This window comes from Treponema berlinense (genome assembly GCF_052273165.1).
Taxonomy (GTDB): Bacteria; Spirochaetota; Spirochaetia; order Treponematales; family Treponemataceae; genus Treponema_D; species Treponema_D berlinense_A.
Genome location: NZ_DAVZIU010000013.1, coordinates 14,527 through 27,252, shown reverse-complemented (window position 1 = coordinate 27,252; position 12,726 = coordinate 14,527). Strand labels below are relative to the sequence as shown.

12 protein-coding genes are annotated in these 12,726 nt (G+C 39.9%); 9 read left to right on the top strand and 3 right to left on the bottom strand.

Annotated features, from left to right (window positions below; all coding sequences use genetic code 11):
• Positions 1 to 59 precede the first annotated feature (59 nt).
• A complete protein-coding gene (locus ACT6XC_RS05945) occupies positions 60 to 1,112 on the top strand; it encodes an extracellular solute-binding protein (RefSeq protein ID WP_443737900.1) in 1,053 nt (350 codons plus the stop codon).
• Here ACT6XC_RS05945 and ACT6XC_RS05940 read toward each other — a convergent pair.
• On the bottom strand, positions 1,109 to 1,555 hold the full coding sequence (locus tag ACT6XC_RS05940; protein WP_443741148.1) for a Holliday junction resolvase-like protein: 447 nt from the start codon (positions 1,553 to 1,555) through the stop codon (positions 1,109 to 1,111). The two genes, ACT6XC_RS05945 and ACT6XC_RS05940, sit on opposite strands and share 4 nt — an antisense overlap.
• Positions 1,556 to 1,699: 144 nt before the next feature.
• Here ACT6XC_RS05940 and ACT6XC_RS05935 point away from each other — a divergent pair, with 144 nt between their 5' ends.
• The 3 genes from ACT6XC_RS05935 (at position 1,700) to ACT6XC_RS05925 (ending at position 4,781) form a co-directional block, all read left to right on the top strand.
• Positions 1,700 to 2,953 (top strand): OmpA family protein, encoded by a 1,254-nt coding sequence (locus ACT6XC_RS05935; RefSeq protein ID WP_443741147.1) that lies wholly within the window; start codon positions 1,700 to 1,702, stop codon positions 2,951 to 2,953.
• 75 nt (positions 2,954 to 3,028) lie between these two features.
• Positions 3,029 to 3,151, top strand: coding sequence for a hypothetical protein (locus tag ACT6XC_RS05930; protein ID WP_443741146.1), 123 nt, complete (start codon positions 3,029 to 3,031; stop codon positions 3,149 to 3,151).
• Positions 3,123 to 4,781 (top strand): RecQ family ATP-dependent DNA helicase, encoded by a 1,659-nt coding sequence (locus tag ACT6XC_RS05925; protein ID WP_443741145.1) that lies wholly within the window; start codon positions 3,123 to 3,125, stop codon positions 4,779 to 4,781. Before ACT6XC_RS05930 ends, ACT6XC_RS05925 begins: the two co-directional genes overlap by 29 nt.
• Here ACT6XC_RS05925 and ACT6XC_RS05920 read toward each other — a convergent pair.
• Positions 4,699 to 4,917: a hypothetical protein gene (locus ACT6XC_RS05920; RefSeq protein ID WP_443737896.1), complete on the bottom strand. Its 219-nt coding sequence runs from the start codon at positions 4,915 to 4,917 to the stop codon at positions 4,699 to 4,701. The genes ACT6XC_RS05925 and ACT6XC_RS05920 overlap by 83 nt on opposite strands.
• Before the next feature lie 113 nt (positions 4,918 to 5,030).
• Between ACT6XC_RS05920 and hisH the strand changes: the two genes are divergently transcribed.
• On the top strand, positions 5,031 to 5,657 hold the full coding sequence (hisH, locus tag ACT6XC_RS05915; RefSeq protein WP_443741144.1) for an imidazole glycerol phosphate synthase subunit HisH: 627 nt from the start codon (positions 5,031 to 5,033) through the stop codon (positions 5,655 to 5,657).
• Between the two features lie 68 nt (positions 5,658 to 5,725).
• Complete coding sequence (hisF, locus tag ACT6XC_RS05910; RefSeq protein WP_443737894.1) at positions 5,726 to 6,490, top strand: imidazole glycerol phosphate synthase subunit HisF; 765 nt, start codon at positions 5,726 to 5,728, stop codon at positions 6,488 to 6,490.
• A 173-nt stretch (positions 6,491 to 6,663) separates the two neighbouring features.
• On the opposite strand, the gene ACT6XC_RS05905 is transcribed toward hisF, so the two are convergent.
• The gene (locus ACT6XC_RS05905; RefSeq protein ID WP_443741143.1) at positions 6,664 to 8,823 is read right to left on the bottom strand and encodes a DEAD/DEAH box helicase; all 2,160 of its coding nucleotides are present in this window, start codon (positions 8,821 to 8,823) and stop codon (positions 6,664 to 6,666) included.
• A gap of 220 nt (positions 8,824 to 9,043) precedes the next feature.
• On the opposite strand from ACT6XC_RS05905, the gene ACT6XC_RS05900 reads away from it, so the two are divergent.
• From ACT6XC_RS05900 to ACT6XC_RS05890, 3 genes are read left to right on the top strand one after another with little or no spacing between them, the layout of a single operon-like run.
• Complete coding sequence (locus ACT6XC_RS05900) at positions 9,044 to 9,706, top strand: JAB domain-containing protein (protein ID WP_443741142.1); 663 nt, start codon at positions 9,044 to 9,046, stop codon at positions 9,704 to 9,706.
• Between the two features lie 33 nt (positions 9,707 to 9,739).
• On the top strand, positions 9,740 to 11,407 hold the full coding sequence (locus tag ACT6XC_RS05895; protein ID WP_443741141.1) for a PEGA domain-containing protein: 1,668 nt from the start codon (positions 9,740 to 9,742) through the stop codon (positions 11,405 to 11,407).
• Positions 11,408 to 11,423: 16 nt separating this feature from the next.
• Complete coding sequence (locus ACT6XC_RS05890; RefSeq protein ID WP_443737890.1) at positions 11,424 to 12,707, top strand: S1C family serine protease; 1,284 nt, start codon at positions 11,424 to 11,426, stop codon at positions 12,705 to 12,707.
• Positions 12,708 to 12,726 lie beyond the last annotated feature (19 nt).

Below are 12,726 nucleotides of genomic sequence, written 5' to 3'. Positions count from 1 at the left end.
CGGTTTATTTAATGTTTTCCCGGTTGCAATGGTGCTTCCGGGTTTTGGAGTTAAGCGTTATGAAAATCGCCTCTAAAATTGCAGTTGCGGCTTTTGGTGCATTTGCCGCTATGGGTCTCTTTACTTCTTGTGGAGATGACGGAAAAACTCTTTACCTGTACAACTGGACTTATTACACCCCAGACGAAGTTCTTCGCGACTTTGAAAAAGAATTTAACTGTAAGGTAAAAGTAGACAGCTATGCTTCTAACGAAGAAATGTATGCAAAGCTCAAGGCTGGCGCAAAAGGTTACGACATTGTTGTTCCTTCGCAGGACTATGCTTCAATCATGATTGCGCAGGGAATGTTGCAAAAACTCGATCCTTCAAAGCAAACAAATAATTCAAAAATAAATCCTTTGCTTTCAAAAATGGCAACTTATGATCCAAATTTTGAATATGCAAGTCCATACTACCTTGGAGCAGCAGGCGTAAGCGTAAATAAAACAAAAGTCCAGGCTGGAACTTACGAAAAAAACTGGAATATCTTTGCTGACAAAAAATTCGCAGGACATGCCACAATGATGGATGACATGCGCGAAGTTGTCGGAGACGCACTGACAGTTTTGGGATACGATATTAACACGACAGACGATAGCGAACTTGCAAAAGCAAAAGAACTTATTGTAAATAACTGGAAACCAAACCTTGTAAAATTTGACGCAGAAGGCTTTGGAAAATCATTTGCTTCTGGAGATTTCTGGCTCTGTCAGGGATATGCAGAAGTTGTTTACGGTGAAGTTCCGGAAGAAAAATGGGAAGATACAATCGACTTTTTTATTCCAGAAGAAGGCGGTCCGTCTTATCTGGACAGCATGTGCATCTTAAAAACTGCAAAACACGTTGAACTTGCAAATGAATTTATAAATTACATTCACCGTCCAGAAGTTTATGCAAAATTTCTTGATGCATTTCACTTTCCTTGCTTTGTAATTCCAGAAGCAGCGCAATTTACGACTAAAAAACCAATGTACGAAGCAGACCAGATGAATAACTGCAAACTTAAACTCGATATTGGCGAAAACCTGGACAAATACAACAATATTTGGCAGGATATCCGCTACACAGACTAAAAACTTTTACTTTCTAAATTGGTGCGGTACTCTAGGTACCGCACTTTTTTTTCTTCAACACATTTTTTTATTTCTCTTTCGCGTTTTGAAAGCTGGCTTGTCCCGTTTTTTACTTCGATAAATAAAATTTCTTTTACTTCGCCATCATTTTCTGTACTAAAAGCAACAAAATCCACAGGTTTTCCGACAAAACGGCAGTCAGCAGGATTACATGGAAAATTCGGCAAAAAAGGCGCAATCTGCTCGGCTGCAAGCCCGGAAAGAACCGCTTTTGAACGGTTTACAGCATCTGCACGTTCAGTTTTTAAAACACGACGAAATTTTAATTCGGCAGAGATTCTTCCGGCTTTCCAGGAGATAAAAACGATTAAAATGAATATAATTATTCCGAAAATAAATAAAAGTGCTGGATTGTGAATAAAACGCTCAAGTAAAATGTTCATAAAGCGATTATACCATACATTTTATATTGCATTGCAGCCCGATGTGGAAGGGCGCGTGCGCGTGCAAAGCACCGAGGGCACCGAAGCCTGTAACAGCGGTTAGAGAGCTGGCTGTGCGTCCCGAATTTTATATGGAGAATTTTTATGAAAAAAACGATTTTTTTTGCCGGATTTTTTATTTTTGCCGCAAATTTCTTTTTTGCTAATGACGAAGGCAGAAAATTTGAGTTTAAATACAGCGAAGGCGACAATTTTGGCTTGATTTCTACTGTTGACGAGACTGTTAAAGTGAACGGCAGGCTCAACCACAGCGCCAAAATAGTAAGCCGTGTTACTGAGAGAGTCGAAAAAGTTGATGAAAACGGACGCGGATGGATATGCGGAAATTTTATGACAAGCGAGCAGTCTCATTCAGCGGACAATAACGGCGGAAGCTGGAAATGGGGAGAAAACTTTGAAAGCAATTTTTGGAGGGCAAAGGACGGCCGGTTTGAAATTGACTCAAGCTATTTTATGCCAGTAATCCGCGATCTTCCTGTTTTTCCGGACAAAATGCTAAAAATCGGCGACGAGTGGACTGCCGAAGGCTACGAAGCAGAAGATTTGAGACGGCAACTGAACGTTGAAGAGCCGTTTTTTGTACCTTTTACGGCAAAATACAAATATGAGCGCGATGAAGAAGGTTTTTCTTCGGACAGTTCTAGGACTAAAAAGACTTTTGCCGTAATTTCTGCAAAATACACGCTTTTTTACGAAACAGAAATGGAGCAGACGACAAATGGCTTTACGGCTGATTTTCCGGTTACGACGATGGGATTTTCGGACAGAACAATCTGGTGGGATTTTGAAAAGGGACAGATTGACCATTATGAAGAAAATTTTAGAATCGTGATTGAAACTTTGAGCGGAAACGAATATCAGTTTTCTGGAAAAACGAAGGTCGAATATACAGAATTTAAGCGGACGGCGACAGAAGAGACTGTGCAGGCAGTTCTCGAAAAAATTGACGGAATGGGTTTGCAAGACATTTCGGTAACAAAAACTGACCGCGGACTTACAATCAGTTTGGAAAACATTCAGTTTGAAGCAAACAGCGCACGGCTCGAAAAAAGCGAAAAAACTAAAATCAAAAAAATCGGGGAAATTCTCTCTAGCTATCCTGACAACGACCTTTTAGTTTCGGGACACACCGCACGCTTTGGAAGTGAAGAATCGTGCCAGGTTTTGAGCGAACAGAGAGCGGAAGCCGTTGCAGATTTTTTGACGAATTTAGGAATTAGAGAAAAAAAACACGTTTTTACGCAGGGATTTGGCTCAAAAGTTCCAGTCGCCTCAAATTCGGACAAGGCCGGAATGGCAAAAAACCGCCGCGTAGAAATTACGATTCTTGACAGATAAGAAAATTTTTTATTTTTGTGTAAAAACTGACTTTTGCCACCATATATATTAGTGATGGAGGGATTCTCGCAATCCATGCCACCTCTAACAAAAAGTTTTATGGGAGAAATGTGTATGGCAGAAAAAGAAATTTTTATTGAAGGCGAAGATTTTCCTGCACAAAGTTTTGATGAAGAAGAATTTTTTTTATTGCGATGAGGCAACTCTTATAGCGCAAAAATCATTCGGCATAAAATTTTTGTTTCCGTGGCAAAGACTTGTAATTGCAAATATTCTAGACAGTTCCTGTCTAGACAATTCATGTCTAGACAGTTCATACGCCGAAAATAAAGATTTTGAGCCAGACGGTCAGATAAACGAAAACGACGGAGTGTGCCGAGGAAAGCAGATTGTTCTTTTGCCGACTGGAGCTGGAAAATCTCTGTGTTTTTTGACACCTGCGCTGATTTTGAACGGTCCAACTCTTGTAATGTATCCGCTTTTGGCTTTGATGGCAGACCAGCAGAGAAGAATGCAGGAAGGAAGCCTTTCGTGTGTTGTTTTTAAGGGCGGTCAGACGCAGGAAGAAAGGGAAGAAAATTTCCAGAAAATAGAATGCGGAAAAGTGCGAGTAATTCTTGCAAATCCAGAAGTTTTGCAAAATGAAAAAATTATCTGCCGCTTAAAAAAATGCAGGATCGCCCACATTGCAATCGACGAAGCGCATTGCGTTTCTGAATGGGGAGATTCGTTCAGACCAGCATACCTTACGCTCGGAAAAATCATAAAAGAACTCGGAGTAAAAACCGTCACCGCATTTACAGCAACGGCAAGTCCTCCAGTTCTTGCAAGAGTGAATGAAGTTCTTTTTGACGGAAACGCCCATCTTGTTCAAAGTTCAGCAGACCGCTCAAACATTCACTACGAAGTAAGGTACGCATACGCAAAGAAAAAAGCCGTTTTAAAAGCCTGCATCGAACTAAAAAAACCGATGATAGTTTTTTGCTCAAGCAGGAAAAAAACGGAAGACACGGCTCGCCTTTTGACCGCATATTTTGGTTCAGAAAAAGCAAAATTTTACCACGCAGGCATGACAAAAGAAGAAAAGCTTGCAGTTGAAAAGTGGTTTTTTGACACAGAAGACGGGATTCTTGCGGCAACCTGCGCATACGGAATGGGAATGGACAAGGGAAACATTTACACTGTAGTTCACCTTGACGCCCCGGAACACATAGAAAATTTTATTCAGGAAGCAGGACGTGCAGGAAGAAAAGGAGATGATGTAAGCTCGGTCTTAATCTGGAGCCATAAAGATCAGGCAAAATGGCGACAGGCACAAAAAAACAGCCGCGAAAAAGTAATGGGCGATTTTGCAAATTCAAAAATATGCCGCAGAGAATTTATGATGAACTATCTGACCGGAGAACAGGTTATCTGTTCAGGCTGCGACATTTGCGATGCGCAAAAATCTGGAAAAAAAGTTGATTATCGCGCAGACGACGCCGAATTTGCATTTAAATTCATAAAACGGAACAGAAGGCTTTTTACAAAAGACGAAACTGTGAATATTTTGACCCAAAAGTTCAATTTGCGGGACAGAGATTTTTTTAAGGAAAATGTTTGGGAAGCACGCGATATGCAAGAAATTTTAACTCAACTTTTTGACAACAAAAAAATAAAAAAACTCGGTGGCTTTTGGGAAAATCATCTCGACATAAAGACAGAAAAACCTCGTTTTTTATTCAGACGCTTTTTAACAGTAAAATCTATTCATCGTCTTTATTTTCTGAGGCGGAAGTTTCGTCATTTTCAGAAGAAGCTGGAGGAACTGAGGCAACTATTTTCTTAAATTTTTGTTTTGGCGGCTTTTTCCGGTAATTGCTTATGTAATTGATGAATTCAAAGATAACGGCACAACCAATCGCTGCTGCAATTACACTTTTGTTGGAAAAAACTGCTTTTATTACCTGAAAAAGTTCATTCATATAAAAATTATCGGAAACCTGCGCAATTTTTTCAATACGAAAAAACAAAACTTTTTTCAGATTAAAAACTGCTGGCATTGACCAAAAAATCACTCACCGCTAGAATTTCAGCCATGATTGGAATTGTTGACTATAATGCAGGAAATATAAAAAGTGTTGAACGCGCGCTTTTGTCTTTGAACGCAAATTTTATTCTCTCAAAAAAACCGTCCGAACTCGAAAATTGCGAACGGCTTATTGTTCCCGGAGTTGGCGAAGCAAAATACGCAATGGAACAGTTTAAAAAAACAGGTTTTGATTCATTTTTAAAAGACTGGGCAAAATCAAAAAAGCCAATGCTTGGAATCTGTCTTGGAAGTCAGATTGTTTTTGAACATTCTGAAGAAGGCGATGTTGATTGTCTTGGACTTTTAAAAGGCGAAATAAAACTTTTTAACACGGTCTGGAAAAAAGAAGAAAAAAATCCGGGATTAAAAGTTCCGCAGATTGGCTGGAACGATTTGAATTTTGCAAACGGCGGTTCAAAACTTTTGGCAGGCGTTCCAGAACACTCGGACTTTTATTTTGTTCACTCGTATTTAATCCAGCCCGAGGACAAAACTATTGTAAAAGCGTGGGTCGATTACGGAACACAGGTTCCAGCCTGCGTAGAAAGCGAAAATATTACGGTTTTTCAGTGCCATCCGGAAAAGTCGGGAAAATGCGGACTTCAGGTTCTGAAAAATTTTATTAACGGTTAGGTAGAAATTTTTAGGCAAGAATCAGCTAAAGCAAAAAATACAGCCGAATCTAAAAAAGGTCAGAAAGTATGTTAAAAAAAAGAATTATTGTTTGTCTTGATGTAAAAGACGGCCGAACGACAAAAGGCGTAAAATTTCAGAACAATGTTGATATTGGCGATCCTGTCGAAATGGCAAAAAAATACTACGAGCAGGGAGTTGATGAACTTGTTTTTTACGACATTATGGCAAGCGCGCGTGGCAGAGGTCCAATTCTAGATCTTATAAGCCACGTTGCAGAGCAGGTTTTTATTCCTTTTTGCGTTGGAGGAGGAATCGGTTCGATAGAAGATATTCGCTCGACAATTCTTGCCGGGGCAGAAAAAGTAAGTTTGAACAGCCAGGCCGTAAAAAATCCGGAACTTATTAGCCAGGGCGCGCGAATTTTCGGAAACCAGTGTATTGTTCTTGGAATGGATGCTGCAAAAGACGAGTCCTGTCCGAGCGGTTACAGGGTTTTTATAAACGGCGGACGGACAAAAACCGACCTTGATGCGCGAGAATGGGCAATAAAAGCCGTAAAACTTGGAGCCGGAGAAATCGTGCTAAATTCGATTGATGCAGACGGAATGAAAAACGGCTACGAAATAAACCTTACAAAAATGATTGCGGAAAGTGTCGGTGTCCCTGTAATTGCTTCTGGCGGCGGCGGAACTCCCGAACATCTGGCGAATGTACTAAAAGAAGGAAAAGCCGATGCAGCCCTCATTGCGAGCATGGTTCACAGCATGGGCTACACAGTCGGCGGAATAAAAGCCGATCTGGACAAAATGGGCGTTCCTGTAAGAATGTAAGATTTCAAAAAAAGTAAAAAATGCAATCGCCCGAACTATAAAAATTGCTTTTAACAAAATTTAGGCGTATACTAAAAAATAATCCCGAAACTGCGGAGTTTGTTTTTTGACCGCAAAATGTTTCGGGATTTTATTTACCCTGACTTTTTACAGGAAACTTTTTAAGAGCATTTTTAGAACACTTCTGCCTTTTTGTTTGATTTTTTGTAAGCACTGGCACCGTTTCTTTGGGTTGAAGTGTGAACGCGTGTGCGTCCGTGTTCGCTTTTAAAACCGTCATTTGCCCGGCGGCTTCGTCCTTGACCGCGTCTTTCTCCGTCTTTTTTGGCTACATCATAACGATTTGAGCCAAAACCACGCCGTCCGCGTCCTTCAAAACGGTCTGCATTGTCGCGTCCGCCTCTGCGGCGTCTTCCTCCAAAATTATCATCTTCTTTTGAATCGAGATGCATATGAGGCAAGTTTGTGCGGCTCTTTGAAAGTTCAAGAGCACGAAGGGCATTTCCTGTCGGCAGACTCAAAAGAGAGAAATTCTGACTTACGTCGATTCTGTCAACCATTCGTCCAGGAATATTCAATAAATCGCTAAAATATTCGGCAATTGAGCGGGCATTAAAGCCATCCCTTTTTCCGAGCTGAACATAAATACGTTTCTGGTTTGGATTAGAGGCAAAACTTCCGCCTTTCTGGCTCTGAACTTTTCCATAATGGCTTTCGTCGAGAGACTTTCCGTAATTAACCTGCAAAACAGCGGCAAGGACTTCTACTGCATTTTGGTTTGCGCACAAATCTTCTGCCATTTTTTTGTACAATTCTTCAACTTTTTTAAGCTGAGGAACAAATTCTTCTTTTGCTTCGCCAGATTCGCTATTTTCTTTAGAAATCTGACCGATTTGAGAAGAAGACTCTTCTCTTTCCGATGTTTTTTCGGATTCAACATCTGCTGGCAAAGCAACAATTTCGTCGTTTTCAAACTGTTTTTCTTTCGATTCTGGCACAAATTCTTTTTTTGCCTTTAAACCGATTTTTTCTTTCAATTCTTCAAGTATACGGCTTCGTTTTACTTCGAGAACACTTTCGATTGAAGGAACCTGCTCTTCTTTCATTTCGCCTTTTGCCGCAGCGCGAATTCGCTTTCTTAAAAATTCAAGTTTGCGTCTTTCTTCTGGACGAACAAAGGTAACTGCAATTCCAGAAGTTCCAGCACGTCCTGTTCGTCCAATTCTATGAACATAAGTTGCAGCGTCAAACGGAAGAGAATAGTTTACAACGTGGCTCAAGCCAGAAATATCGATTCCTCTGGCGGCTACATCGGTTGCAACTAAAACACGCGTTTTTTTATTTCTAAATCTTGCAAGGATTTTTTCACGCTGTCCCTGAGGAACATCGCCATGCAAAGCGGCCGCCTCATAACCTCTTTCGTCGAGCATCCGGCTCACCAGGTCGGCATCGTTTTTTGTCATTGTAAAAACAAGTCCGTAAAAATCAGGCGAAATGTCGATAAGGCGAACAAGAGCTTCAATTTTGTCGCGTTCGCTTACAACCCAATATTTCTGATCAATCAAAAGAGGCTCTTCTACAAAACCTTCTTCCTGAACAATGTCGTATTCGCCCATAAATTCTTCTGCAATCTGAAGAATCGGTTTTGGCATGGTTGCGCTAAAAAGCAAAATTCTGCTGTCTGGATTTGCCTGTGCAAAAATCAACTTAATGTCATCGACAAACCCCATGTCGAGCATTTCGTCGCCTTCGTCGAGAATAAAATAATCGATTTTGTCGAGTTTTAATGTTCCACGCTCAAGATGGTCTTTAATCCGGCCAGGAGTTCCAACGACAATTTCGGTTCCACGTTTTAAATCTTTAATTTGAGTTGAATATGAAGCTCCGCCGTACAAAACGGTAACGCGCGGAAATTTTTCTGAAGTAAAACTCTGCATTTCTGTACAAGTCTGAATTGCAAGTTCGCGAGTAGGTTCAAGCACAAGAGCGCGCACATGGTCGCTTTCTTCGTGAATATTCTGAACAATCGGCAGTCCGAAAGCCGCAGTTTTTCCTGTTCCAGTTCGTGCCTTTGCAATCAGGTTTGTATCGCCGTTCAGAAGACGTGGAATTGCCAATACCTGAATCGGAGAAGGAGTTTTAAAACCTTTTTTTTCGATTGCTTCCAGAATTCTCTGGTCAAGTCCTAAATCTTCAAAAGAAATTTCTTCCGACTGTTCATCATCATTTTCACTTTCTGAAATTTCCAGATTTTTCGGAATTTCCTGAGTTTTGTCAGCTGAACCGACACCATAATCTGCCGTTTTTTCAGCATCAAAAATTGAGTCTTTCATAAAATGTATCCCAAAGGCGACAAAAAAGCCTCTAAAATACACTAAAAGGCCTAAAAATCGCAGTTAAAATAAAAGTGCCCTCTGCACCTTGAAGCCAAATCATAATAGAAAAGTATAGAAATTACAAGAAGATACTTGAAAAATCCGCAAACGCTTCTATTTTTTCAAAAAAGTTCACCAAAAATCGGTAAATATTGATTTTCAGGTCAATATATATAATATGAACAATTTTAAGGAACCAATTGATTTAAGACGGCTGACATTAAAAAATGGACTTTCCTACCCAAACGACAAAGAGCTCATAATGCTTGTCTTGGGATCAGGAACAAAAAAAATGCCCATCGAATATATGTCGGAAGAAATTTTAAAAGTAATCTGCTCTCACAATCCGGAAAACTGGCTTGAAAAACTGCAATTAATCGAAGGAGTCGGCGCAAGCAAGGCTCTGGCAATTCTGGCAGCACTGGAATTTGGAAAACGCCACAACAGAAATCCACAGGCTGTTGTTAATCAGCCGCAGGACGTAATTCCGTTCATAAAGCACTATGCAATGCAAAAAGCAGAGCACTTTGTAATGGTAACCGTGAACGGCGCAAAAGAAATTCTTACAATTAGAGTTCTGTGCATTGGCGGAAAAAACATGGCAGTTTTAAAGCCGTCTGAAATTTTCGGAGAAGCTGTCAAAGAAAACGCTTCTGGAATTATTCTGACTCATAATCATCCGGGAGGACACGCGGAGCCTTCTGACGACGACATAGAAACGACTAGAAGACTGTCCTTAGGCTGTGAACTTTTAGGGCTTCCCCTGCTCGACCACATAATTATAACAAAAAACAGTTACTTTAGTTTTCTTGAACACGGTCTGTTGCCGACCTGTGAATAATCGGGTAAATTATAGTAAGGATTTAGTTAATTTATGTCATTGCAAAGATTTACTGCTATTTTAGCAATTTTTATAATTTCGGCAGGTGCTTTATTTTCTAACGAAAACGCATCTTCTTTTGGATTTTTTGTCGAAGACAAATCCGTTCAGCAAGGATTTGAATTTGATGAGGCGTATTCAACTTATCCGGATTTATTAAAATCTGACAGAAAATCTGCAATCGAAAAAGAAAAAACAAAAATCACAGTAAAATCAAACGTTCCAAACGCAGAAGTCTTTCTAAACGGCAATTTTGAAGGCCACACAAATTTAACGGTAAACGACCTTCCGGCTGGTCGCTACAATCTGCGCGTAAAAAAAACAGGCTATAAACCAAAATTCTACAGAATAAATGTTCCTCAGGGAGAAGAACGCGTTTTTTATGTAGAACTTGAAAAGTACGAAGGAACTGTAAATTTTATTGCAGTTCAACCAGAAACTTTAATTTATGTCGACAACACAAAAATCAGCGGAAACATCGTTCAACTTGAAGAAGGAAGCCACACGGTTTCTGCAAAAAAATTTGGCTATAAGAGCGAATCTTCATCTATCTACGTTCCAAGAAATTCATATCAAATAATCACAATCCGCCTTCAGGAAGCACAGTTTTCGGTTTCAAATTTCAGGGCAAACAAGGAGCGCTTTAATCCAGCGTTAAAAGGTTCAGCAGGTCAGATAAAATTCAATTTTGAAGTTACTTCGTTCGGAAACGGAACCTTAACAATAAAAGATTCTTTGGGCAATTCCATCATAAGCCGGAACTTGCCAGGCTTTACAACATGGATTCAAAATGTAATTTGGGACGGAATCGCACAGAACGGAACAAAAATTCAAGACGGAACTTACACTGCAAGTCTCAAAGCTGGCGAACAAAAGTTTTCGGTTGATTTTACAGCAGACAGTTCGATAAAAATTCCTTCTGCCTCAATTACGGCAAGCGGTTCTGGTATTGGAATTCTTCCGGCAGCCTTTAATTTTCCTGAAAAAACATTCTGTGTTGGCGTAAATGCCGGCATAATTTCCGCCTGTGAAAATAAAAATTTTTATTGCGCACCACTTTCAACTTTTTTTGCCTATTCTTTTTCAAAAAATATCGAACTTTCAGCAAAAGTCGGGTTAAACGCAGGACACGAAGGTTCTTCGCCTTTTATAAATTCAGCCTTAAAATTTACTGCTTCAAAAAAACAGACTGATTTTGACATGGATTTTGGTTTTTTGATAAGAGCTGGAGGAGCTAAAAACAAACCGTTCGAGCCTTACGGAGCAGACAATGGCTGCGGTCTTGGCGGCGGACTTATTTTTGGACTGGATTTCAATAATTTTTATGCAGGAATTTCATCAGAATTCACTTTTGCAACTTCCACATTCAACACAAAAAACGACAATTACGATAAAGTATTAAGAAACGGAATCTGCTTTCAATTAAAGGGGCAGTCGGTTTCGTTTGCAATTTACAGCGCGTTGAATTCTTCTTTTGGAACAACAGCCCTCGAAAACGACGGCAGAAGTTCAAATTCAATTGATTTTTTGAGAGCGGTTGATATTGGATTCGACTTCCAAATTGCATTAAATTATCTAAATCTAAATTTGCGCTCAAACGCACAATTTTTTGAGAATCAAACTTATTTAAAAACAGAAGCCGGAATTTCCATGCTTTTATAAAAATTGGAGGCAAAAGATGAAATTATATTCAAAACAGCAAATGATAAAAAACACATTAACTGGAATTCTTGCAGGCGCAGTTTGTGCTAGCGCAGCATTTTTTGCAGTTCAAAAAAATTTAAAATCTGAAAATTCTGAAAAAACTGGTCAGACACAAACCGAGGACGTTCAAAAACAGCAGAATTCCGAAACAGCAGAATTTGTTGAAGAAGTTTTGCCTCAAAAAAATATTGTAACACCAGCCGCCTCTCCTGTTTCTCAATACACGCAGGACGAAGAACAGAATATTTTTGTTTACGAAAAATGCAACGAAGCAGTCGTAAACATTACAACGCAGGTTATGGGAATCAACTGGTTTTTAGAGCCTGTCGTTCAGGACGGAGGCTCAGGCTCAGGCTCAATAATCGACAAACGCGGATATGTAGTTACGAACGTGCATGTAATCAGCAAGGCAAACAAAATCAACATCTCACTCGCTGACGGAACTAGTTATCCAGGAACAGTCATAGGAAAAGATATTGAAAGCGACATTGCAGTTTTAAAATTTGATCCGCCGGAAAATGTAAAGCTTAAGACAATCGATTTTGGAGATTCAAGCACGTTAAAAGTTGGACAGAAAGTTATCGCAATCGGTAACCCTTTTGCCCTTGAACGAACAATGACAACAGGAATAATTTCAGGACTGGGAAGACCGATTCAGGAAAGTGCAAATGTAATTATCAGAAATATGATTCAAACCGATGCCGCAATCAATCCAGGAAATTCTGGAGGACCTCTTTTAGACACAAAAGGAAGAATGGTCGGCATAAACACAATGATAATTTCAAATTCGGGTTCATCTGCTGGAATTGGCTTTGCAGTTCCTGTAAGCACGGCCCAGCGCGTTGTAAGCGACCTTTTAAAATACGGAAAAGTCCGCCGCGGAACAATCCAAATATCTCCAGTTCAGATGACTTCAAGCATTGCACAATATGCAGGCTTAAAAATCAATTACGGAATTCTCGTAAGTCAGGTAAAAGAAGGCAGCAGCGCAGAAAAAGCAGGAATTTTGGGCGGAACAAAACCTGTTCAATACGGAAGTCGCTTTAATCCATCTACAATTTACCTTGGTGGCGACATAATCACAGGAATCGACGGAATAAACATTCGCACTTATGCAGATTATACGAGCGCTCTCGAATCAAAAAAACCGAATGACACAGTAACCGTTACAGTTTTCCGCAACGGCAATTTTGAAAAAATCAAACTGGTTCTTGATGGAATTGACACCGATTCAGAAGCCCGCGGAACTTCGCTTTAAAATTTAAGGAAAGAGAAAA

Bases quoted from the DNA above. Each gene is read 5' to 3' on its own strand.
- ACT6XC_RS05925 (WP_443741145.1), top strand. From the start codon at position 3,123: ATGAAGAAGAATTTTTTTTATTGCGATGAGGCAACTCTTATAGCGCAA.
- hisH (WP_443741144.1), top strand. From the start codon at position 5,031: ATGATTGGAATTGTTGACTATAATGCAGGAAATATAAAAAGTGTTGAA.
- ACT6XC_RS05945 (WP_443737900.1), top strand. From the start codon at position 60: ATGAAAATCGCCTCTAAAATTGCAGTTGCGGCTTTTGGTGCATTTGCC.
- ACT6XC_RS05940 (WP_443741148.1), bottom strand. From the start codon at position 1,555: ATGAACATTTTACTTGAGCGTTTTATTCACAATCCAGCACTTTTATTT.
- ACT6XC_RS05935 (WP_443741147.1), top strand. From the start codon at position 1,700: ATGAAAAAAACGATTTTTTTTGCCGGATTTTTTATTTTTGCCGCAAAT.
- ACT6XC_RS05890 (WP_443737890.1), top strand. From the start codon at position 11,424: ATGAAATTATATTCAAAACAGCAAATGATAAAAAACACATTAACTGGA.
- ACT6XC_RS05930 (WP_443741146.1), top strand. From the start codon at position 3,029: ATGCCACCTCTAACAAAAAGTTTTATGGGAGAAATGTGTATGGCAGAA.
- ACT6XC_RS05920 (WP_443737896.1), bottom strand. From the start codon at position 4,917: ATGAATGAACTTTTTCAGGTAATAAAAGCAGTTTTTTCCAACAAAAGT.
- ACT6XC_RS05895 (WP_443741141.1), top strand. From the start codon at position 9,740: ATGTCATTGCAAAGATTTACTGCTATTTTAGCAATTTTTATAATTTCG.
- hisF (WP_443737894.1), top strand. From the start codon at position 5,726: ATGTTAAAAAAAAGAATTATTGTTTGTCTTGATGTAAAAGACGGCCGA.
- ACT6XC_RS05905 (WP_443741143.1), bottom strand. From the start codon at position 8,823: ATGAAAGACTCAATTTTTGATGCTGAAAAAACGGCAGATTATGGTGTC.
- ACT6XC_RS05900 (WP_443741142.1), top strand. From the start codon at position 9,044: ATGAACAATTTTAAGGAACCAATTGATTTAAGACGGCTGACATTAAAA.